Genomic DNA, 21,791 nt, shown 5'->3' on the forward strand with positions numbered 1-21,791 from the left:
CCCACCTTAAAACTAAAGGGCCTTTTCACCCCTCTCACCTGTTCTTATTCTCACAGCATCAACAACTTCGTAGATAAAAATCTTTCCATCTCCAATATCTCCAGTATACGCACTCTTTAACAAACAATCTACAATCTCGCTAAGATTCTCATCCGAACAAACTATCTCTACCTTGATTTTAGGCAAAAACTCCACCTTAAATTCCCTTCCCCTAAATTGCTCAACCAAACCCTTCTGTCTTCCATGTCCTTCAACTCGGGTAACACTCATACCAGAGTATCCCTTTAGATTCTTAATGCTTTCTCTTAAACCCTCAAATTTTTCCGGCCTAATAAAAGCTTCTATTTTCTTCATATCCATTCCCCCTTCAAATTATACCCTACTATAGAAATCAGGATAAGCAGGAATCCCATGTTCATAAACATCTAACCCCTTAAGCTCCTCTTCTGGTGAAACACGAATACCAAAAGCTTTATCCATTAACTTAAACAAAACATATCCCATTCCAAACGCCCACACAAATAACACAACCGCACCTATAAGCTGAGATAACAATTGTCCCCAACCACCGTAAAGCAAACCAGTAACATAAGGAGGCTCGATAGAGTAAACACCATACGTTCCATCTGCAAAAATACCTACACTCAAAAAACCCCATAAACCACATACTCCATGGACACTGACTGCCCCAACAGGATCATCTATTCCCCAATTATCTAAACACTTAACACTCGCATACATAAGAACTCCAGCAATGATCCCTATCAAAACAGAAGCCCATCCCTCAACCCAAGCACAAGGAGCAGTTATAGCAACCAAACCTGCAATTACACCATTTAAAGCCATGGTTATATCCCACTTCTTAGTTTTTAAATAAGAAACAATCAAAGCAGCTAATCCCCCAGCTGCAGCAGCTAGGTTTGTATTTACAGCTATAACCGAAATTCTTAAATGATGAGCACTATATGTGCTTCCAGGATTAAAACCAAACCATCCAAACCACAAAATAAAGACTCCTAAAGCAGCTAAAGATACACTATGACCAGGGATGGCTTGAGGAACGCCATTTTTATACTTACCATACCTTGGACCTAAAACTATAGTTCCAGCTAATCCTACTAATCCACCAAGAGCATGTACCACTCCACTTCCTGCAAAATCTAAAACCCCTAAACCAAAAGGAAGTTTGGAGAGCCAACCTCCTCCCCACACCCAGTGTCCATATATCGGATAAATAATGCTGCTAACTACAATTGTATAAATAAGATATGCACTAAACTTTAGCCTCTCCGCAACAGCACCAGAAACAATAGTTGCAGCAGTGGCACAAAATACCAACATCCAAAACATGTTAAGATATTTACTCACATCATAATAATCTCCCAACATAAACCAACCCTTTATACCAATCAATCCGTACCAATCATCTCCCATCATCAAAGCATACCCGAAGGCAAAAAATATTAGAGAACCTAAAACAAAATCAATCAAATTTTTAGCTATAAGATTAGTAACATTTTTTGCCCTACAAAACCCTGCTTCCAACATAGCAAAACCAGTCTGCATGAACATAACAAGAAAAGCGCATACCAAGATCCAAACGTAATCAACAGGCATAACAGAATTTCCCCTTAAAGTTTCCAAGCCAGTTGGATCCTTCGCATAAGAAATACACTCCCCAAACACCATATTCATAATTAAGTATACTAAACACTTTTTAAGTATCTTCACCCTTATCACCTCTCCCTTCTTAAAACTTTTCAACATTTATAATAGGGAAAGGTTACACAAAATTTACCCCAACTTTACAAAAACGTTAAAAATAATCAATATGCATAAAGCCTTCCATAAGGACGGTGCGATTGAGGATAAAGCTTAATAAAAGGCTTATTCGTTATTACATTAAAATCAAGAGAAAAGTACTCACAGAAGTCTTTTAAATGTTTTTCAAACAACTTAAAATCTTCATCCTTTGCAACAGTTACACCTACTTCTCTACCCCAAATTACATTTTCTACGCTTCCTCGAATAAATATGCTTCCCCCATGCATTCCAGTCCCAACAAAATCTCCTACCACTCTTCTCTCGTCAGAATCCAACCCTAGAACTACTATTAAGCCTCCAGCCATATATTCTCCTAAAAAATCACCTGTAGATCCTCCTATTACTATAACAGGAAAATGCTCCTTATAAGCTTTCATATGTATACCTACCCTATACCCAACGTTCCCTTTTACAAATATTCTTCCACCCCTCATGGAATAACCTACTATATCACCAGCATCACCGCAAATCACCACCTCTCCGGAATTCATGGTATTACCAACCCCATCTTGAGCATTCCCTAAAACTATAATCTTAGAACCATCCATAAACGCCGCTAAGTCATTACCCGGGGTGCCTTTTATGAATATGCCTACGTTTTCTTCACTTAAACCACACCCTATATACCTTTGTCCAATAACATTATCAATAAAAATTTCTTTAACTCCACTCTTTATAGCATCATGAATCATTTCATTCAAAATTCTATAGTGAAGACCATCCGCACGTATTAAATAATCTATCTTCTCCATTTTCCCCATAAAGCTCATACTTCAATCACCTCTCCCACAACCATATGTTTTCTATAATTTTTAGGTAGAACTAAAAAACCAAAATCATCTTTAAGTAATTCCTCTTTAAAAGGAGAAACCTCTAAACCAAACCTCAAAAGTCCAAGAAATATCCCTGCTCTATCTATTCTTCCCAAAAAAATACCCCCTATTACTTTTCCATCTTTTATCACTATCTTACGATATAAAGGTGCTTTACTTTCCTTTCTCACTAAAACTTCGTACCCGTCTAGGTCAACGGGATTGGATATTCCAAAGGATATTACGGGAATACCGGCTATTTCAACTGAATTCATCGCAAAAAGCCCATCATATTTGGTTTCCTTTCCAGCCATATTAAATCCCGCAACCCTACCTTGACGAAAAGCCACTGGCCATAAGGCTAATACCTCACTATTCGAATTTAAAAAACTTTTCGCTTGAACAACGTCTCCAGCTGCATATATCTCTTTTATATTGGTTTGCATATAATCATTTACAACGATTCCCCTATCATAATTTATAGGAGTATCTTTTATTAGATCCAAATTGGGCCTTACTCCAATAGCGATAACAAGGAGTGCAGTTTCAATCATCTCTCCACTTCTCAAATACACTTTTTTCAAAATCCCATTATCACCAGAAACAGAAACAATCGTATCCTCCTTCACCACACTACACCCCAAGTTTGCTAAAGCTCTTTCTAATATGCCAGATGCCTCGATGTCCAAAGTGTTCGGAAGAATTCTATCAGCAAGCTCTATAATAGTAACCCTCATCCCTCTCGCCACAAGACCTTCTGCTGCCTTAAGTCCTATTAATCCTCCCCCTAAAACCACAGCAGAATTTATGTTATTTAACTTTATATAATCAAGCATAGCCTTTGTATCAGAAAGCTTCGTAAAAGTAAAGATCCCATCTTTTATATCATTAATACCACCTATTGTAGGAATTATGGGCTTACCACCTGTGGATATAAGCAATTTTTCAAATCTTATAACTGTTTCATCGGATAAAAAAACTAAACGCTCGTTAACATTAAGCTTCTGAGCTTTTTTCCCTAAAATTAGCTTTACACCATTTTTAGAGTAAAAATCTTTTTCTCTAAAGTAGATATTTCCTTCGTCTATCTTACCTCCAAGATAGTAAGATATCAGTGGTCTAGAATAGTTATAAACTTTTTCATCGGAAACCACAGTTAAAGAACCATTTTTGTCCTCTTCTCTTATAGATTCGATAGCTGCTATAGCAGCTACCGAATTTCCAACTATTAAATATTTACTTTCCATCAGTTAAACCCTCCTTCGATACTTTCTTACCCATATAATCAACCAAAACAAGAGCTTCATTAGGACAATGTTCAACACACGCAGGAAAACCAGCATCAATACACAAATCGCACTTAGAGGCAACCTTTTTCTCCTCGTGATCCGGCTTTATAACGCCATAAGGGCAAACCATTATACACATCCAACATCCTACGCACTTACTCCTATTATTTAAAATCTTACTAGTCACAGGATCCCTATACATAGCCCCACTAATACAAGCTTCGATGCAAGGAGCATCTTCACAATGCCTACATTGAAGGGCAAATGAAGTTGGCCCCCTTTCTTCAAAACATATGCCAGAAACAGGTCTGGGTTCCTCTCCTTTAAAAACCTTTAAAATATTCTTAGACTTAGAGTGCTGAACTACACAATGAACTTCACATAACCTGCACCCCATGCAATACTCCTCTTTCGCAAGAATTCTCTTAAATTTTTCTACCATTGCTCTCCCACGCATTTTACTCCTAATAACCCCCTTTCGGTTTCCGTCAAACCAACAGCCCTCAACTGCTCCCTATTCCCCCTTAGGGACTCTATAGCATTTATTCCCATTCCACCCAACATTTCTTTGATTTCCAAAGACCAAGCTCTCAAAAGGTTATAAGCCCTCTTGGCACCTATATCGGGATTTAATCTCTTTGTGAGATACGGATCCTGAGTAGCTATTCCCCAATTACACCTACCGGTGTAACACTTCTGACACAAGTGACACCCTAAAGCGATCAAAGCTGCAGTAGCTATATAAACAGCATCAGCACCTAATGCTATAGCTTTTATAACATCAGCTGAACTTCTAAACCCCCCAGCAGCTATTATGCTTGCACAATGCCTTATACCTTCCTCTCTAAGTCTTTGATCTACAACAGCTATAGCCATCTCTATAGGTATACCAACGTTGTCCCTTATAACTGTAGGAGCCGCTCCTGTACCACCTCTTATACCGTCTATAACTACAAAATCCGCACCTGCTCTTACTATTCCAGAAGCAATAGCTGCAACATTATGAACTGCTGCTATCTTAACCCCAACAGGTTTTTTATACCTCGTAGCCTCTTTAAGAGCGAAAATCAGCTGTCGTAAATCTTCTATAGAGTAAATATCATGGTGTGGTGCAGGACTAATAGCATCACTTCCTACAGGAATCATCCTCGTCTTTGACACTTCCTCACTTACTTTCTCTCCCGGAAGATGTCCACCAATACCAGGTTTAGCCCCCTGACCTATTTTTATCTCTATAGCAGCACCTACTTCTAGATACTCTTTGTTAACTCCGAAACGCCCAGAAGCAACCTGAACTATAGCTCTATCAGCATAAGGTTTAAGCTCTGAATGTAATCCCCCTTCACCAGTGTTCCAATACGTTCCGAAATTACAGGCAGCCTTAGCCAAAGACTTACAAGCATTTAAAGAGATAGAACCATAACTCATTGCAGAAAACATTATAGGTACCTCAAGCTCAAGCTGAGGTGGAATAGAAGACATAAATCTGTCAGGCTTACGTCCTAAAAAGGTTTTAAGCTCCATAGGTTCTCTAATTGGATCAATAGAAGGGTTAGTAACCTGTGCCGCATTTAAGACAAGATGCCTAAAGTAATCTCTATAAGGTCTATCGCAGCCCATCCCACTTAACAAAATACCACCCGTTTCAGCCTGTTTTATAAGATCATAAACATCCCTATCTGACCAGTGGAAATTACTCCTAATTCTCAACTGATTTCCAACAATAGCTATCGCACTCGTCGGACAAAGATCCTCACAAAAATGACAACCAACACACTTAGTGCTATCAGAGATAACCAGATTCATCTCTGGATAATAAGAGTGAACATCAAAAGCGCACATCCTCACACAAACTTGACAATGTATACATTTACTCTCGTCCCTCTCTACATTAAATTCAGACCTATACCTTGCCTTGGCCATTTTTTATCCCTCCACCTTACCAATAACAGGCTCACCAGCCTTTGGCATCCAAACTTTTTCTAGACCATTAGAAATCGCTCGTATAGCTGACTCTTCAGAAGCTATATATAAAAAATCTCCTCCTTTAGCAGCTACAAGAGGCCTTAACTTAGTCCTATCATTTAAACCAATCATATAATGTGAATTAGCAATTACTACAGCAAAAGGTCCATTAACAAGAGCAGGGCCATAGATTATTCTCAATAATTTCAGAAACTCCTTTTTACTTTCATCTTCTATTTTTTCTATCTGAGACCAGAAAGGGGCTGAAAGAATATTTGCTACAACATCAAAAGAAAGACCATGTTTACGAACTAACAAATCAAACAAATAGACTAAAACTTCCGTATCAGTCGAGAAAGTACAATAGTATCCAAAACCCTCTAAGTACCTCTTATTCACTCCATAGGATGATATTTCTCCATTATGAACTAAAGCCCAATCAAGTATTCCAAATGGATGCGCTCCTCCCCACCAACCAGGCGTGTTTGTCGGAAACCTATTGTGAGCTATCCATAAATAGCCTCTATATTCCGGAATCTTATAAAACTCTCCCATTACTTCAGGGTCTCCAACTCCTTTAAAAATACCCATGTTCTTACCAGAAGAAAATATACAAGCCCCGTCTATTTTTCTATTTATCTTCATGACACTGTGAACTATATCTTCTTCCACACTTTCACTTTCTCTAAAACTAATAAAATATCTCCAGAGTAAAGGAACATTCTCAACAACATTTACCTTCTTAACAGATATAGGTTCATGATAAACAATAATAAAGTTGCTCTTTAAATAATCCTCAACAACACACTTAGCCGATTCTGTATAATACATTATATGAAAGCACCAATAATCCTTAAACTCGGGATAAATTCCATAACCCGCAAAACCACTGCCTAATCCATTTCCACGCTCACGCATGCAACAAATAGAATTTAAAATAAGTTCCCCCGAAAAAGATTCACCCTTTTGATTCATTACCCCTACAACTCCACAACCTGATGGATTTCTCAACTCTCGGTCAAAAAACAACCTTTTAAAATCAACTCCGCTCATCCTTACATCTCCTCCATCTAAATAATATTAGTTATTAATTTTAATATAACTATAATATTAAGTCAAGGCATCAAAAAGAATTTTATAAAACAGCATGTAAGGTATTTTGAAGCAAGATTTAATAGCATCTTATCAATATTGACAAAGATGCTTTCATACTTAAAATGTATTTCCTCTCCTATCACTCTAGTATCACAAAATAACCCATAGCCTCTCTTCTTTCCATTGCAGAATAAGAATTTAAAAGCTTTTACAATTCTTGAAACCCCTTTTAGCTTAGCTAGGGAATTAATTAGCCTTCCTCACACTAGCCATTGATTCTTTATTTAAAACTTTCTTAAAAGTTCTTTACCTTCAAAAGAATAATAACTTCCTGTTACTCTTCTATAACGTATTCTAAATATACTTCCAATAAGGCTTATCACTTCCATAAACATCCTTGATAAAAGTTAATTATAATAAGCCTAAAATACCTTGACAGAGAGAAGAATAACTTGTATAATTATTCTTAAATCAGGAGGAGAAAAAGATGAGAAATTTTTATTCTTGCACAGTAAAGAAATCTAAAGTAAATTGGTGGTGGCAGGCTTTCAGCCTGCCGCGGGTTTATTCCTGCTATAAATAAATTTTAAAAAGCAGGGCCGCGGCAGAAAATGCCGCGGCCCTTTTACTGCTTTTTAAACTTTAAAAGGGCCGCTTCGTAAGAGAGCGGCCCTTTTAATTTTCTTAAGTGGAGGTGAGTAAAGTGGAGAAGAGAGAAGATTTAGTAACCCTATACACGACTCTACCCCTATATTCAGAAATCCTCAAACAAGAGTTCATTAAAGACTTTTTCTCAGATACGAGCCATTCATTTATTATGAGCATCGATAAATCCTACCGAGGAGGTAAAAGGTACACTTATATTAGCAAAAACCCTCAAAAGCTATTTAAGCTTTTTAAGAAAAATGGAAAATTTTATTACGAAGTTAACGGTATAACTTATGAGGACAAAGGTAATGACTTTGAAAAAGTTCTTGAAGAAGAAACTCGAAAACAAACCAATTTCAAAGATTTCCCCCCTTTTTACGGAGGATTATTTGGCTACATATCTTATGAAATTATCGAAAAATGGGAAGAAATATATCATATGGAGCCTAACAAAAGATTTAAAACATCTTCTATCCCAATAGCGTATTTAGGTCTTTTCAATAATATCATTGCCATAGATCACGAAGAAAAAAAACTGTATCTAATTAAAAATCTCGAAAAAGAAAAAAGTGAAAATGGACTTTTAGAATTACTTAAGGAAGCCTCCCTTTTAATAGAGAAACAGTCTAAAACAGAACAAGCAAGTGAAAAATCTAAATACCTCTATATCAAGGGACTTTCTTCAAATATTTCTAAAGAAGGCTTCCTAAAAATGGTTGAAAAAGCAAAAGATCATATTATTGCTGGAGATATATTCCAAATAGTTCTCTCTCAGAAATTTTCCTTCGAAAGCAATATAGATCCTTTAGATCTATTTTTTGCTCTCCAAGAGGAAAATCCATCCCCTTACATGTTTCTAATAAACTTCCCAGAAATAAAAATAATAGGCTCTTCACCTGAAATCCTAGTAGAAATAAAGGACAAAAAGGTAATTACGAGACCTCTTGCCGGAACAAGAAAAAGAGGGAAAAACGCTGAAGAAGACAAGAGAATAGAAAAAGAGCTTCTCGAAGATCAGAAAGAGAGAGCAGAACACGTAATGCTCGTCGACCTAGCCAGAAATGACCTTGGAAGAGTATGCAAACCTGGAAGCGTAAAAACCTCAGACCTAATGAAAATAGAGTACTATCCTCATGTAATGCATATAGCCTCCCAAGTAGAGGGGGACCTTATAGAAAGCAAAAACCCAATCGATGTTTTAAAAGCTACTTTTCCCGCCGGAACGGTAACAGGAGCACCAAAAATAAGAGCAATGGAGCTAATAAATGATATTGAAAAAGAAGCAAGAGGGCCATACGCCGGTGCAGTAGGTTATATAAGTTTTTCCGGCGATATGGAAATGTGCATAACTATCAGAAGTCTTTACCTATATAATGGCAGATTTCATGTTCAGGCAGGAGCCGGAATAGTTGCCGACTCTAATCCAGAATCAGAGTACAAGGAAACCCTATATAAAGCAATGGGTCCTCTTAAAGCCCTAAAAAGAGCTTTAGAAAAGAATAGAATAAAAGAAACTATCAAAAACTAAAGGGGGGGAATAAGATGATTCTAGTGATAGACAATTATGATTCTTTTACCTATAACCTGGTTCAATATCTTTTAGAATTTGATGATGTCATAGTATTTAGAAATGATAAGGTTAGCTTAAGAGAGATAAACGAAATAAAACCATCTCACATAGTAATATCTCCTGGACCCGGAAATCCAAATGATGCTGGAATATCCAATGAGGTTATTAAGAGTTTCTATAGATATATTCCCATATTAGGAATATGTCTAGGACACCAATGTATAGGATATGTATTTGGAGGTATTATCGGAAGAGCTAAAATCCCCATGCATGGGAAAACATCTTTTATCTACCACTCTAATAAGGGAATTCTACATAATATACCCTCCCCTTTCTTAGCTACAAGATACCACTCCTTAGTTGTTAAACAGGATCACCTACCAAAAATCCTTGAGATTATAGCTGAAACTGAAGATGGTGAAATTATGGGAATAATGCATAAGGATTTCCCTACATTCGGACTTCAATTTCATCCAGAATCTGTATTAACTTCCGAAGGAAAAAAGATATTGGAAAACTTTCTTAAACTTAACCCTATAAAGAGAGGTGAACTAAACAATGTTCGATGAGTTATACAAAGATTCACTAGAGAAAATATTAGAAGGAAAGCATCTTTCATTCCAGGAAACAGCCACCTTAATGGAAGCTATAGTAACAGGAGTATTGACAAACATTCAAGTAGGAGCATTACTAATAGCTTTAAGAGCAAAAGGAGAAACCCCAGAAGAGATAAGTGGAGCAGCAAAGACACTTCTTGAAAAATCCATCAAGATTAATGTAAGTAAGGATATTTTAGTAGATACATGCGGAACCGGTGGAGATATGCTAAAAACTTTTAATATATCAACTATTGTTGCTTTAGTCTGTGCAGCCGCCGGAATACCCATAGCTAAACATGGCAATAGATCTGTGTCAAGCGAGAGTGGAAGTGCAGACCTGCTTTCGGAACTGGGAGTTAAAATAGAACTTTCTCCAGAGAAGATAAAACAATCTATTGAGGAAATTAACATCGGTTTCATCTTTGCTCCTGCTTATCACACCGCAATGAAAAACGTTGCTCCTATTAGAAAAGAACTTAAAACAAGGACTATGTTTAATCTACTAGGACCATTGATTAATCCAGCTTTTCCAACTCATCAACTACTTGGCGTATATGATGAAAGGCTCCTTAAAACCGTCGCTCAAACACTTAAAAATTTGGGGAGAAAAAGGGCTATGGTGGTTCACGGAAGCGGCGCTGATGAGCTATGCACATGGGGGATCAATAAGGTAGCGTTACTATCGGAAGATGGAGCTATAGAAGAATTCAGTTTCTACCCAGAAGAAGTAGGAATTAAGAGAAGCCGTTTAGAAGACATAAGAGGAGGAAAACCCTCTGAAAATGCTATTATCGCTCTAAAGATTTTAAATGGGGAAAAAGGAGCTAAACGAGACATTGTTTTACTTAATGCAGGAGCGGTTTTCATGCTCGTAGGGTTAACAGAAACAATTCAAGAAGGTATAAAGATTGCAGCCGAAGTAATTGATAGTGGAAAAGCCAAAGAAAAACTCAAAGAGCTTATAAAACTCTCTAAGGAGATGAACTAGATATGAAAAAAAATATTATCTCGGATATAATTAAAAATAAAGAAAAATTATTAAAATTAAAGAAAAATGATTCTCTTTCTGTATTTAAAAGAAAAAGCTTCTTTTTAATAGGAGAAATCAAAATTTCTTCACCATCTACAGGGGTCATAAACCCAAACCTTAATGTAAAAACTCAAGTAGAAGCTTATGAGAAAGGAGGAGCAAGCGCTATTTCCGTAGTTACAGAAGAATGCTTTTTTGGGGGAAGTTTGGAACTGTTGAAGAAAGTAAAGGAACTAACGAATCTCCCTATACTTAGAAAGGACTTCATAATAGACAAGCTTCAGATATATGAAAGCTTCTTTTATGGAGCTGATATTCTCCTCCTTATTAGTTCCATACTATCTCTAGCTAAACTTAAATCCTTTATAAGGCTTTGCCAGGATCTCGGCTTAACCCCTCTTGTAGAGGTACATACAGAAGAAGATCTTGAAAAAGCGTTCAAAGCAGGAGCAAGACTAATAGGAATAAATAACAGAAACCTTGAAACGCTTGAAGTATCTATAGAAAATACTTTAAAACTAATGCCAATACTTAATAGATTCTCAAAAAACAAAGACATCTTAGTAATTTCAGAAAGCGGAATAAGCTCACGAGAAGATGTTAAATTGCTTAAAAGCATTGGAGTCAATGGAATACTTGTAGGTTTTTCTCTTTTAACTGCTGAAGATCCATTAAGAAAAATAAAAGAGCTCTTAGAACCTTAGAAGTAAAATGCTTAAGGTAAAAATATGCGGGATTAAAAGAGAAGAAGATCTCAAAAAAGCAATAGAGCTAGGTTTTGATGCTATAGGTTTCATATTATGTCAAAGCAATAGACAAATAACTCTTGAGAAGGCTTTGAATCTCTCAAGCCTAGTGCCTCCTTTTGTATCTCTAGTAGCTGTAGTCAAAGATCCAACTCCCAATGAAATAGAAAATATAATTAAAGCAAGAATCTTTACATATATTCAATTCCATGGCGAGGAAAGCCCAGAAACTCTTGAAAAAGTTCCGATAAAAAGAATAAAAACCATAGCTATAAGGAACGAAAATGACTTAATGATAACTAAACTTTACTTAAAAGTAGCAGATCTCTTTTTATTTGATACTAAGCTTGGGGAAAAAACAGGAGGTACAGGAAGATCTTTCGATTGGCTAATACTTAAAAAATACGATCGAAGTAAACCTTTTATCTTAGCTGGGGGCATAGGAATTCATAATGTTAAGAAAGCAGTGGAAAGCGTTTTTCCAAATGCGATAGATGTTAACAGCTCTTTAGAAATAGAACCTGGTATAAAGGATCATCAAAAGATGGAAAAACTTATGAAAATAATTAAAGAAATAAAGGGAGGATGAAATATGGTATATTTAAATGAAAAAAGAGGATATTTTGGAAGCTTTGGAGGAAGATTTGTTCCAGAAACTTTAATTCCAGCATTAGAAGAGTTAGAAAACATATACTTTTCTTTAAAAGATGATCCTTCTTTTAAAGAGGAACTTGAATCTTTACTCAGAGATTATTGTGGTAGACCAACACCCCTATATTATGCAGAAAGACTCTCCAAAGAATATGGAAAGGGTAAAATTTACTTCAAACGAGAGGATTTAGTACATACAGGAGCTCATAAAATAAACAACGCTATAGGACAAATACTTCTTGCTAAGAGAATGAAGAAAAAAAGAATAATAGCAGAAACTGGAGCAGGTCAACATGGTGTCGCAGTTGCCACAGTGTGCGCGAAGCTTAATCTGGAGTGTTGTATCTACATGGGAGAGGAAGACATAGAAAGACAAAAGCTTAATGTTTATAAAATGAGAATGCTAGGAGCAAGAGTTATATCTGTATCATCAGGAAGTAAAACTTTAAAAGACGCCACTAATGAAGCAATGAGAGACTGGGTATCAAATATAGAAACAACTTACTATCTTATAGGATCTGTTGTAGGCCCTCATCCTTATCCAACTATAGTAAGGGACTTTCAGAAAGTAATTGGGGAAGAAACAAAAAAACAAATTTTAGAAAAGGAAGGAAAGCTTCCAAACTACATAATAGCCTGTGTTGGGGGAGGAAGCAACGCTATAGGAATGTTCTATCCCTTTATAAGTGACTTAGAAGTAAAGCTAGTAGGTGTTGAAGCAGGAGGGAAAGGACTTGCTTCAGGCCTTCATGCAGCATCACTTAATGCGGGTAAAGTAGGAGTCCTTCACGGATGTAAATCCTATGTTTTACAAGATGAAAATGGGCAAATAATTAATCCCTACTCCATATCAGCGGGTTTAGATTATCCTGGAGTAGGACCAGAACATGCCTTCCTTAAAGAAATCAAGAGAGCAATTTATGTCACAATTAATGATGAAGAAGCCCTTGAAGCAGCAATGATAACTACCAAAACTGAGGGAATCATACCTGCTCTTGAAAGTGCTCATGCTATAGCCTATGCTATAAAACTATTAAGAGAAATTAGTAACAATGATATTATAGTTGTTAATCTCTCAGGAAGAGGAGACAAAGATATGCCTACACTAATCAAAAGGTTTAAGTTGGAAGGTGATGAAAAATGAACAAAGAAATTAGTTTTAACAATATATTTTCAAGAGGAAAGGTTCTAATACCTTTCATTACAGCTGGATATCCTAATTTAAATTTATTTGAGAAAATAATTAGAAACTTATACCAAAGTGGTGCAGACATAATAGAAATAGGCATACCCTTCTCAGACCCACTTGCAGATGGGGTAACTATTCAAAAATCAAACCAAACTGTCTTAAAACAAGGGATTAATCTTAGGTTAATCTTATCGAGAATATCCAGGATTTCTCAAGAGATTACTTCCCCAATAGTTATAATGAGCTACTATAATCCTATTCTATCTTACGGAATTAAAAAATTTATAAATGATGCAAAAGAATCTGGTATTTCAGGAATCATAGTTCCAGATTTACCCTTTGACGAAAGGGAACCGCTATACTCTATGGCTAAAGAGAAGAACATAAAAACTATACTTATGATAACTCCTGTTACACCTTTAGAAAGAGTTAGAGAAATTATTAAACACGGAGATGGTTTTATATACTGCGTATCACTTATAGGAATAACAGGAGATAGTAAAAAACCCTTATTTAGCTGGATATCTCAAGATTTACCAAACATACGCAAGTTATCACCTCTACCTATAATCTTAGGTTTTGGAATAGATTCTCCAGAAACAGCACAAAAAGTTTCGCCATACGTAGACGGAATCGTAGTAGGAAGTGCACTAATAAAAAAGATAGATAACCTTATTAAATCAAGCATTGACGAAAACAGACTACTTAGAGAGATCGAATATTTTATAAGAAGTTTAAAATTAGCAATAACTTCTTAACCTCTTATACCCCAACAGTTGGTTTTATTCCTAACTACTATAGATTTCAATTGGCTCAGATGTTATAATTTTAAAAGTAAAAACTAAAAATCGGGGAGGATCAAAGCATGATAAAAGAGGATTTTACCCTTTTCCCTAAAGAATACGAAGATTTTAAGAAAAAGTTTTTAGAGATATCAGGAATAGATTTGAACTTTTACAAGCATCAAATTCACAGAAGGGTTCACATGTTTATGAAAAGATGGAACATAGGGAACTATGAAGAGCTTTTTAAGTTAATAAAAACTGACAAGGAAAAATATAAGTCATTCGTTGATTATCTTACAATAAATGTTTCCGAGTTTTTCAGAAACCCAGAGAGATTTGAGATTCTTGAAAAAGAAATTATCCCTCTTACTATGAAACCTGATAAATCTATAAAAATATGGAGCGCTGGCTGCTCTACAGGAGAAGAACCATACTCTCTAGCAATCATATTGGAGGACCTAAAGATGAAGAAAACCCCTCGCATCCTTGCTACTGATATAGATCCTAACGCACTAGAAAAAGCAAAGCAGGGAATATACGATATTAAACAACTACAAAATGTTAACCCTGAACGCCTCAAAAACTATTTTATCAAAAAGGGGGAAAATCTCTACGAGGTAAATAACAATATCAAGGAAAGAGTAGAATTTAAAAGGCATGACCTTCTTAATGATCCCTTCGATAAAGATTTTGACCTTATACTTTGCAGAAATGTAGTAATATACTTTGAAAAGGAAATAAAAGACAAACTTTACCAAAAATTTAGAGATGCTCTCCGAATAGGGGGAGTACTAATGGTAGGGAATACCGAACAAATATTTGGATATAGAGAAATAGGTTTTAAGTCAATCAAGCCATTTTTTTATCAGCGCATCAAGTAGCTTTTTGCAAGTTCCCAATACTTAGCAGCATGTTCTTCAAGACTCTTTTTCTCATCCTCAGTAAGATTTCTCACAACTTTACCAGGAACCCCCATAACAAGAACGCCTGGGGGAATCTCTTTCCCAGGCGTTATAACTGTCCCCGCTGCTATTATAGAGTGATCTCCTATAACACAATTATCTAACAAAATAGCTCCCATACCTACAAGAGTAAAGTCATCTATTCTACAAGCATGAATAATAGCACCGTGCCCTATAGTAACTCCCTTACCTATTATGGTTGGGATATCCTTATCCACATGTATAACCACATTATCTTGCACATTACTCAATTCCCCAATCTCTATGGAAGCTATATCAGCTCTTAAAACGGCCCCAAACCAAATACTTACCCTTTCCCCTAATACTACATTTCCTATAAGCTTGGCTGTATCTGCTATGAAAACATTAGCTTTAGACATTAGTACATCCTCCTCAGTGTTTTCTCACGATTTCCTTTATCTTCATTAATCTTGTTAAGGCGGCTCTTTCCATCTCATCAAGCTTCATAGTTATAAAAGATATAGCCTCCTCAAGGCCCGGGATCAAAACATATTCTAAGGCATTAACCCTTCTCCTAGTTCTTTCTATTTCATCAGCAAGCAAAATAACAGCCTTTTCCATTTCCGCAAGCTTAATAAGTTTTGGAAGAAAATTAATAAAAGTATATAAGGCCACATCAAGCTCCCCTGATGTCTCCCAGAAACCATAATTCGTAGGATCACCCTCATAAAAAAAATCAAACTTCGGAACAAAAACACTCATCATGTTAACCTTACTAATTTTAAGGAGAGACTTTATACCAGGCAAAAGCAAAGCCTCTTCCAAGCTTCTACTGCTCATAACCGCCCTTGCTCCTAAAAAGTTAACGTACGCTCTTTGAAGCTCCCTTTCAAGCTCCTCTCTCAGGGATCTACTCTCACGAACCAGCTGAATAAATTGCTTTATAAGAGCATCCTGTTTATCCTTAAGAAGCTTATGCCCTCTTTTTGCTATAGCAAGTCTCCTCCTTAAGCGGAGGAGTTCCATTCTATTAGGATTAACTCGCAGCTTCATAAGTCCTTTCCCTCACTTTAATTCTTGGTATAAGATATTTTTCTTTGAACTCGTCCCTAACTCTCTTTAGCTCCTTAATAGGAAGCATTGCAAGAAGCTCCCAACCAAGGTCGAGAGTTTCCTCTATTGATCTTTCCTCATACTCTCCCTGCCTTACATATTTATCCTCAAACTCATCAGCAAATTTTACAAATGCTCTATCTTCTTCAGTAAGAGCACCCTCACCAAGTATAATAGCAAGCTCTCTTGCCTCTCTTCCTCTAGCATAAGCAGCAAAAAGCTGATTTAGTAAATCCGCATGATCTTCTCTTGTTTTTCCATAACCTATTCCTTTATCTTTGAGGCGAGAAAGAGATGGTAACACATCAACAGGTGGATATATACCTTTGCGATGTAACTCCCTACTTAATATTATTTGGCCTTCAGTTATATAGCCTGTGAGATCTGGTATAGGATGAGTTTTATCATCTTCAGGCATTGTCAATATAGGAATTTGCGTTATAGAACCCTTTTTGCCTTTTATTCTTCCAGCTCTTTCATAAATAGTAGCAAGGTCTGTATAAAGATAGCCAGGATAACCTCTTCTTCCAGGAACTTCTTTTCTTGCAGCGGATATCTCTCTCAAAGCTTCACAGTAGTTAGTCATGTCCGTTAATATAACAAGAACATGCATATCTAAGTCAAAAGCCATATATTCAGCAGCAGTCAAAGCTAGTCGAGGAGTTGCTATACGCTCTATAGCAGGATCATCAGCTAAGTTTATAAACATAACGGCTCTTTTTATTGCTCCAGTTCTATTAAAATCCTCTATAAAGAAATTAGCCTCTTCAAAGGTTATACCCATCGCTGCGAAAACTACCGCAAAATTCTCCTCCGAAGATAAAACCTTAGCCTGCCTTGCTATTTGAGCAGCCATTCTAGAATGAGGAAGCCCGCTTCCCGAGAATATAGGAAGCTTTTGCCCTCTAACCAGTGTATTCATACCATCAATAGTAGAAATCCCTGTTTGAATAAACTCAGAAGGATAATTACGAGAATAGGGATTTATAGGGTTACCATTTATATCAAGCTTTTTCTCCGGTATTATTTCAGGACCACCATCTATAGGTTTTCCGGAACCATCAAATATTCTACCAAGCATATCCCTACTTACAGGAAGTTCCAAAGCTTTTCCAAGAAATCTAACCTTTGCACTTTTTATATCTAAACCTGAAGTCCCTTCGAAAACTTGAACAAGAGCTTTATCTGTGGTAACCTCAAGAACACGACCTCTTCTAATTTCTCCACTCCCGAGTTGAATCTCAACAAGCTCGTCATATTTAACATCAGTGACCTTCTCAACCACAATAAGAGGACCAGAAACCCCACTAATCGTTCTATATTCCTTTATCAAAATTATTCACCTCCAGTAGGAATAAGGGAGTAAATCTGCCTCTTAAGCTTTTCCCCAATCTTATCAAACATCTCTAAGTTACCTTCAGGTATATACTTCATACGCGCTATATCTTCAAGAACTTCCATCTTCTCTATATCTCTTAGAGCAGCTCCTTTCCTAAGAGCATCTTGAGCAAGCTTATAGAACTCCATTATTATCTTAAGCATCCTATACTGTTTTGCAAAAGAAGTATAAGTATCTACCTCGTGAAAGGCGCTCTGATGTAGAAAGTCCTCTCTTATAGATTTAGCAGCTAGAAGTTTAAGCCTGTCTTCCTTTGATAAAGCATCTATTCCAACAAGCCTAACTATCTCTTTTAACTCCGCCTCTTCTTCTAAAAGTTTCATCGCCTCTTTTCTTATTTCGATCCACTCATCTCCAACTTCTCTCCTCCAATAATCCTCAAGCTCCTCCATGTACAGAGAATAGCTATTAAGCCAATTTATGGCAGGAAAGTGTCTCTGATAAGCAAGTTCTGCATCTAATCCCCAGAAAACCTTTACAACCCTCAAAGTATTTTGAGTTACAGGTTCAGATAGGTCACCACCTGGAGGAGAAACCGCCCCTATTACACTTATAGACCCTATACGGTTATCCCTGCCTAAACATATTACTTTACCAGCTCTTTCATAGAAAGAAGCTAATCTTGTTCCTAAGTAAGCTGGATATCCTTCTTCGCCAGGCATCTCTTCTAGCCTTCCCGATATTTCCCTTAAAGCTTCCGCCCACCTTGAGGTTGAGTCAGCCATGAGGGCAACATCATATCCCATATCTCTATAATACTCTGCCATAGTTATCCCTGTGTATATAGAAGCCTCTCTTGCTGCAACTGGCATATTAGAGGTATTAGCAACAAGCACTGTTCTTTTCATCAAAGGTTCGCCTGACTTCGGATCAGTAAGCTCAGGAAATTCTATAAGAACGTCAGTCATTTCATTTCCCCTCTCGCCACAACCAATGTAAACAACTATATCAGCACTCGCCCATTTAGCAAGCTGGTGCTGAATAACCGTTTTTCCACTCCCAAAAGGTCCAGGAACGCAAGCTGTTCCCCCTTTAGCTAACGTAAAGAAAGTATCAATTACTCTTTGCCCAGTAGTAAGAGGTTCATCAGGAGGAAGTTGCCTCTTATAAGGTCTCCTTTGTCTAACAGGCCACTTTTGCATCATTGTCAATTCTATCTCTTCACCATTAACTTCAAGAACAACTACTACATCTTCAACCCTATAATCTCCCTCTTTCACTACTTTTTTAACCTTGCCATTCTTCCCAGGCGGAACCATAATTTTATGCTCCACCAGGATAGTTTCTTGGACAACTCCAAGTATATCTCCCGCTTCGACTTCTTCCCCTTCCCTTACTTTAGGAACAAAATGCCACTTTTTATTTCTATCAAGAGCGTTAACTTTCAAACCACGGGTTATAAAACTACCTTTGGTTATTTCTTCTATCAAACTGAGAGGCCTCTGGATACCATCAAATATAGATTCTATAAGACCAGGTCCAAGTTCAACACTTAGAGGCATACCTGTAGAAATTACAGGCTCGCCAGGTCCTACACCAGAAGTTTCCTCATAAACTTGAATGAAGGCCTGATCTCCTTTAAGCTCTATTATCTCCCCTACAAGCCCTTGCTTTCCAACATAAACGACATCATACATTTTGGAACCTAACATGTTGTTGGCAACCACAAGAGGACCACAAACTCTTACAATCTTCCCCTCTTTCATATCCAACCTCTCCTTTTAATCAGTATCATGAAGTTTTGAATATATCTATACCAACTGCTCTTTCCACGCTCTTCCTTATCCTTTCTCTACTAAAACCAGTTGAGCCCTTAACGCTTGGAATCACAAGGACTGCACATTCCGCCTCTCTATTAGCTTGATTAATTAGCTCTTCCATAGACGAAGCAATATCCTCTGTTATAAAAACAATACCATAACCACTTTTAACTAAAGATAGAAGTATATCTTTAGCTTCTTTAAAATCTCTAACAACATAAGTATCCACTCCAACCGCTTTAAAACCTATAGAAGACTCATAATCTCCTATCATTCCAATTTTAAGCATAGACATTTCTCAATCTCTCCTTTAATACATTTTCAGGGATACCAGCCTGCTTTCCTGTTATTACAATCCTCAGATTCTTTATCTCTGTATCCTTTGCTACCATAAAAGCAACTATAGGTTGAATCCCAAACATAACATACTTGGCTCGCCTCATTGCCTCCATCAAATAATCATCCCTAAGTTTTTCTATAGAAGAAATATCCTTCTGATGCTCAAAGACACTAACCATTTTCTCTATCACTTCACCATAGGAGGAATAATAGAGCGCTTTAGTTAAAGAATCTAAACTATCTTGATAGACTTCAACCAATCTATCTTTATCCACAAAACCACCAGAAATCAGCACATCTCCCAAAAAACTCTTAGATCTTCCAGCAAGCCTTGACCTAAAGAATGTTGTGATATTAGTGAGGTCTATAAGTACTCTAACATACTCTACCAAAAATGGCTCATTCAGAGATCTAGCATTGTCAAGCATAAAGTGAAAATAAAGCTTATCAAGATAAAGATCTATGAATCTGGTGTCTAACTCTGCTTTGTCCATTTTATCCAGAAGATCCATCAGTATGTAAACACTATCCTTGCGATAAAAGGGAAGATAAACATATTGTTCGTTCTCAATAAAAGAAATCATCTTGTCTATCGGTACGGTCCCCATGTCTATAAGAATATCCCACTTTTTCTTCATCCCACGCTTAGATAAGATCTTATTCTTAAATAAAATTTTAATGTTAAAAATATCATAAGAGTAAGCAAAAAAGTCCTTCAACCTTTTATCTGGCAATATTTCTCTGACTATATTTGAAGTTCTTCTAATCTCATCCTCCCAAAGAACATCAAAACTTTCTATTTCTTTTAAACCATATACAGTTTCTCCTAAAATCTTCTTGATATCAGCAATAGAATTTGCTCCAATCAATCTATGAAAGAAAGCTAACGGCAAAAGCTCATTCTCTAAATACCTAATACGGGAAACTGCATAAGTATATTTAAAATTTCTTTCCACTTTAAGGGTTACCCTCCTCAAAAAGCATTTTAACAACCTCAGCTTCCCATTTTTCTTTTACATCCTTAACTATGGTATCTATTGATAAGTTAACCTCCACGTCTCCTCGACTAAGAATTAACCCTTTCCCAAAATTACCACGATGACTAGAAAGTTTTAAATTCCAGGCTTTTTTCCTATTAATGTCCTGTATAAAATTCCCGTTAAGTAAATTTTCATCCCTTCCTAATATAACCTCCTCGTCTTTCGTTTCAACAGCACGCTCAAGTAATCTTCCAAAAAAAGAAATATAATCTCCTTTAGAAAGGCTTTCTAACTTTAAACGCAATTTATTAAAAACTTCATCGAGTAAATTTCTTTTAGCTGCAAGAAGTTTTTTCCCCATTTCCAACTCAGCTACAATACGTTTATTTTCTATTTCTCGCTTTTTTATTTCCTCAAACTCAAGCTTGGCCTTATTTATTAGCTCGTTAACTTTTACCTCAGCCTCTTTCAATATATGATTTCTCCTTGCCTCTGCTTCTTTAAGAATCTTTTCTGCTTCTTTTTTAGCATCTTCTATAATTTTTAACTTTATATCCTCTAAAGACATATCCACTGCCTCCTTAAATCCTTATACCGTTTAAAAGAAGCACCGTCATGAGAAGCCCTAAAACCGCATAGGTTTCCACCATCGCTGGTAGAATTACAGCTTTACCGGCCTCCTCTGGTCTTTTAGCGATAAGCTGAATAGAAGCTGCGGAAGTTTTACCTTGCGCTATACCTGAAACCCAACCAACAATACCTACAGGTAATGCCGCAAAAGCTATCGCTAAACCTTGTCCCAATGTCAAACTTACAACTTGCCCGCCTAGTAATCCTATCTTATTCATGATGAGGAACCCTGCAAGAAGACCATATATTCCCTGCGTTCCAGGAAGCGCTTGAAGCAAAAGAACTAACCCAAACTTCTTGGGATCTTCAGTTAAAACCCCTGCACCAGCCTCTCCAGCAATACCCACCCCCACAGCAGATCCACATCCTGCCAAACCAGCAGCAAGAGCAGCTCCACATATAGCTATAGCAGTACTTAATTCCATGTCTCGCATACCCCCTTTT

At 36.8% G+C, this 21,791-nt stretch carries 23 protein-coding genes; 8 read left to right on the top strand and 15 right to left on the bottom strand.

What is annotated here, in order from left to right:
* Positions 1 to 12 precede the first annotated feature (12 nt).
* From NZ900_07645 to NZ900_07675, 7 genes are all read right to left on the bottom strand, one after another.
* Entirely contained in the window at positions 13 to 354 is a 342-nt protein-coding gene (locus NZ900_07645; GenBank protein MCS7233956.1) for a P-II family nitrogen regulator, read from the bottom strand.
* Positions 355 to 372: 18 nt separating this feature from the next.
* Positions 373 to 1,695: an ammonium transporter gene (locus tag NZ900_07650; protein MCS7233957.1), complete on the bottom strand. Its 1,323-nt coding sequence runs from the start codon at positions 1,693 to 1,695 to the stop codon at positions 373 to 375.
* A gap of 131 nt (positions 1,696 to 1,826) precedes the next feature.
* The gene (locus NZ900_07655) at positions 1,827 to 2,576 is read right to left on the bottom strand and encodes a hypothetical protein (GenBank protein MCS7233958.1); all 750 of its coding nucleotides are present in this window, start codon (positions 2,574 to 2,576) and stop codon (positions 1,827 to 1,829) included.
* A 14-nt stretch (positions 2,577 to 2,590) separates the two neighbouring features.
* A complete protein-coding gene (locus tag NZ900_07660) occupies positions 2,591 to 3,883 on the bottom strand; it encodes an FAD-dependent oxidoreductase (protein ID MCS7233959.1) in 1,293 nt (430 codons plus the stop codon).
* Positions 3,873 to 4,382 (bottom strand): 4Fe-4S dicluster domain-containing protein, encoded by a 510-nt coding sequence (locus tag NZ900_07665; protein ID MCS7233960.1) that lies wholly within the window; start codon positions 4,380 to 4,382, stop codon positions 3,873 to 3,875. The genes NZ900_07660 and NZ900_07665 overlap by 11 nt, the downstream gene beginning before the upstream one ends.
* Complete coding sequence (locus tag NZ900_07670; protein MCS7233961.1) at positions 4,361 to 5,848, bottom strand: glutamate synthase-related protein; 1,488 nt, start codon at positions 5,846 to 5,848, stop codon at positions 4,361 to 4,363. Before NZ900_07670 ends, NZ900_07665 begins: the two co-directional genes overlap by 22 nt.
* A 3-nt stretch (positions 5,849 to 5,851) precedes the next feature.
* Positions 5,852 to 6,919, bottom strand: coding sequence for a glutamine amidotransferase family protein (locus NZ900_07675; GenBank protein MCS7233962.1), 1,068 nt, complete (start codon positions 6,917 to 6,919; stop codon positions 5,852 to 5,854).
* 769 nt (positions 6,920 to 7,688) lie between these two features.
* On the opposite strand from NZ900_07675, the gene NZ900_07680 reads away from it, so the two are divergent.
* The 8 genes from NZ900_07680 to NZ900_07715 all read left to right on the top strand — a co-directional run bounded on the left by NZ900_07680 (position 7,689) and on the right by NZ900_07715 (position 15,084).
* The gene (locus tag NZ900_07680; GenBank protein MCS7233963.1) at positions 7,689 to 9,161 is read left to right on the top strand and encodes an anthranilate synthase component I family protein; all 1,473 of its coding nucleotides are present in this window, start codon (positions 7,689 to 7,691) and stop codon (positions 9,159 to 9,161) included.
* Positions 9,162 to 9,175: 14 nt separating this feature from the next.
* Positions 9,176 to 9,772: an aminodeoxychorismate/anthranilate synthase component II gene (locus NZ900_07685; GenBank protein ID MCS7233964.1), complete on the top strand. Its 597-nt coding sequence runs from the start codon at positions 9,176 to 9,178 to the stop codon at positions 9,770 to 9,772.
* On the top strand, positions 9,762 to 10,790 hold the full coding sequence (gene trpD, locus NZ900_07690) for an anthranilate phosphoribosyltransferase (GenBank protein ID MCS7233965.1): 1,029 nt from the start codon (positions 9,762 to 9,764) through the stop codon (positions 10,788 to 10,790). Before NZ900_07685 ends, trpD begins: the two co-directional genes overlap by 11 nt.
* Positions 10,791 to 10,792: 2 nt before the next feature.
* The gene (trpC, locus tag NZ900_07695) at positions 10,793 to 11,536 is read left to right on the top strand and encodes an indole-3-glycerol phosphate synthase TrpC (protein MCS7233966.1); all 744 of its coding nucleotides are present in this window, start codon (positions 10,793 to 10,795) and stop codon (positions 11,534 to 11,536) included.
* Positions 11,537 to 11,543: 7 nt separating this feature from the next.
* Entirely contained in the window at positions 11,544 to 12,167 is a 624-nt protein-coding gene (locus NZ900_07700; GenBank protein MCS7233967.1) for a phosphoribosylanthranilate isomerase, read from the top strand.
* Positions 12,168 to 12,170: 3 nt separating this feature from the next.
* The gene (trpB, locus tag NZ900_07705; protein ID MCS7233968.1) at positions 12,171 to 13,373 is read left to right on the top strand and encodes a tryptophan synthase subunit beta; all 1,203 of its coding nucleotides are present in this window, start codon (positions 12,171 to 12,173) and stop codon (positions 13,371 to 13,373) included.
* Positions 13,370 to 14,176: a tryptophan synthase subunit alpha gene (trpA, locus tag NZ900_07710; protein ID MCS7233969.1), complete on the top strand. Its 807-nt coding sequence runs from the start codon at positions 13,370 to 13,372 to the stop codon at positions 14,174 to 14,176. Before trpB ends, trpA begins: the two co-directional genes overlap by 4 nt.
* A 107-nt stretch (positions 14,177 to 14,283) precedes the next feature.
* The gene (locus tag NZ900_07715; GenBank protein ID MCS7233970.1) at positions 14,284 to 15,084 is read left to right on the top strand and encodes a protein-glutamate O-methyltransferase CheR; all 801 of its coding nucleotides are present in this window, start codon (positions 14,284 to 14,286) and stop codon (positions 15,082 to 15,084) included.
* On the opposite strand, the gene NZ900_07720 is transcribed toward NZ900_07715, so the two are convergent.
* Genes NZ900_07720 through NZ900_07755 form a run of 8 tightly spaced genes read right to left on the bottom strand, consistent with a single transcriptional unit; the run spans position 15,069 to position 21,772 of the window.
* Positions 15,069 to 15,545: a gamma carbonic anhydrase family protein gene (locus NZ900_07720; protein MCS7233971.1), complete on the bottom strand. Its 477-nt coding sequence runs from the start codon at positions 15,543 to 15,545 to the stop codon at positions 15,069 to 15,071. The two genes, NZ900_07715 and NZ900_07720, sit on opposite strands and share 16 nt — an antisense overlap.
* Positions 15,546 to 15,558: 13 nt before the next feature.
* Complete coding sequence (locus tag NZ900_07725) at positions 15,559 to 16,179, bottom strand: V-type ATP synthase subunit D (protein ID MCS7233972.1); 621 nt, start codon at positions 16,177 to 16,179, stop codon at positions 15,559 to 15,561.
* Positions 16,163 to 17,575, bottom strand: coding sequence for a V-type ATP synthase subunit B (locus NZ900_07730; protein MCS7233973.1), 1,413 nt, complete (start codon positions 17,573 to 17,575; stop codon positions 16,163 to 16,165). The genes NZ900_07725 and NZ900_07730 overlap by 17 nt, the downstream gene beginning before the upstream one ends.
* The gene (locus NZ900_07735; protein ID MCS7233974.1) at positions 17,575 to 19,344 is read right to left on the bottom strand and encodes an ATP synthase subunit A; all 1,770 of its coding nucleotides are present in this window, start codon (positions 19,342 to 19,344) and stop codon (positions 17,575 to 17,577) included. Before NZ900_07735 ends, NZ900_07730 begins: the two co-directional genes overlap by 1 nt.
* Before the next feature lie 25 nt (positions 19,345 to 19,369).
* A complete protein-coding gene (locus tag NZ900_07740) occupies positions 19,370 to 19,693 on the bottom strand; it encodes a V-type ATP synthase subunit F (GenBank protein ID MCS7233975.1) in 324 nt (107 codons plus the stop codon).
* Positions 19,680 to 20,693 (bottom strand): V-type ATPase subunit, encoded by a 1,014-nt coding sequence (locus NZ900_07745; protein ID MCS7233976.1) that lies wholly within the window; start codon positions 20,691 to 20,693, stop codon positions 19,680 to 19,682. Before NZ900_07745 ends, NZ900_07740 begins: the two co-directional genes overlap by 14 nt.
* A gap of 1 nt (position 20,694) precedes the next feature.
* Positions 20,695 to 21,285, bottom strand: coding sequence for a V-type ATP synthase subunit E family protein (locus NZ900_07750; GenBank protein MCS7233977.1), 591 nt, complete (start codon positions 21,283 to 21,285; stop codon positions 20,695 to 20,697).
* A 13-nt stretch (positions 21,286 to 21,298) separates the two neighbouring features.
* Entirely contained in the window at positions 21,299 to 21,772 is a 474-nt protein-coding gene (locus NZ900_07755; protein MCS7233978.1) for a V-type ATP synthase subunit K, read from the bottom strand.
* Positions 21,773 to 21,791: the final 19 nt, after the last annotated feature.

It is taken from the genome of Synergistota bacterium, from assembly GCA_025060595.1.
Taxonomy (GTDB): domain Bacteria; phylum Synergistota; class GBS-1; order GBS-1; family GBS-1; genus 42-11.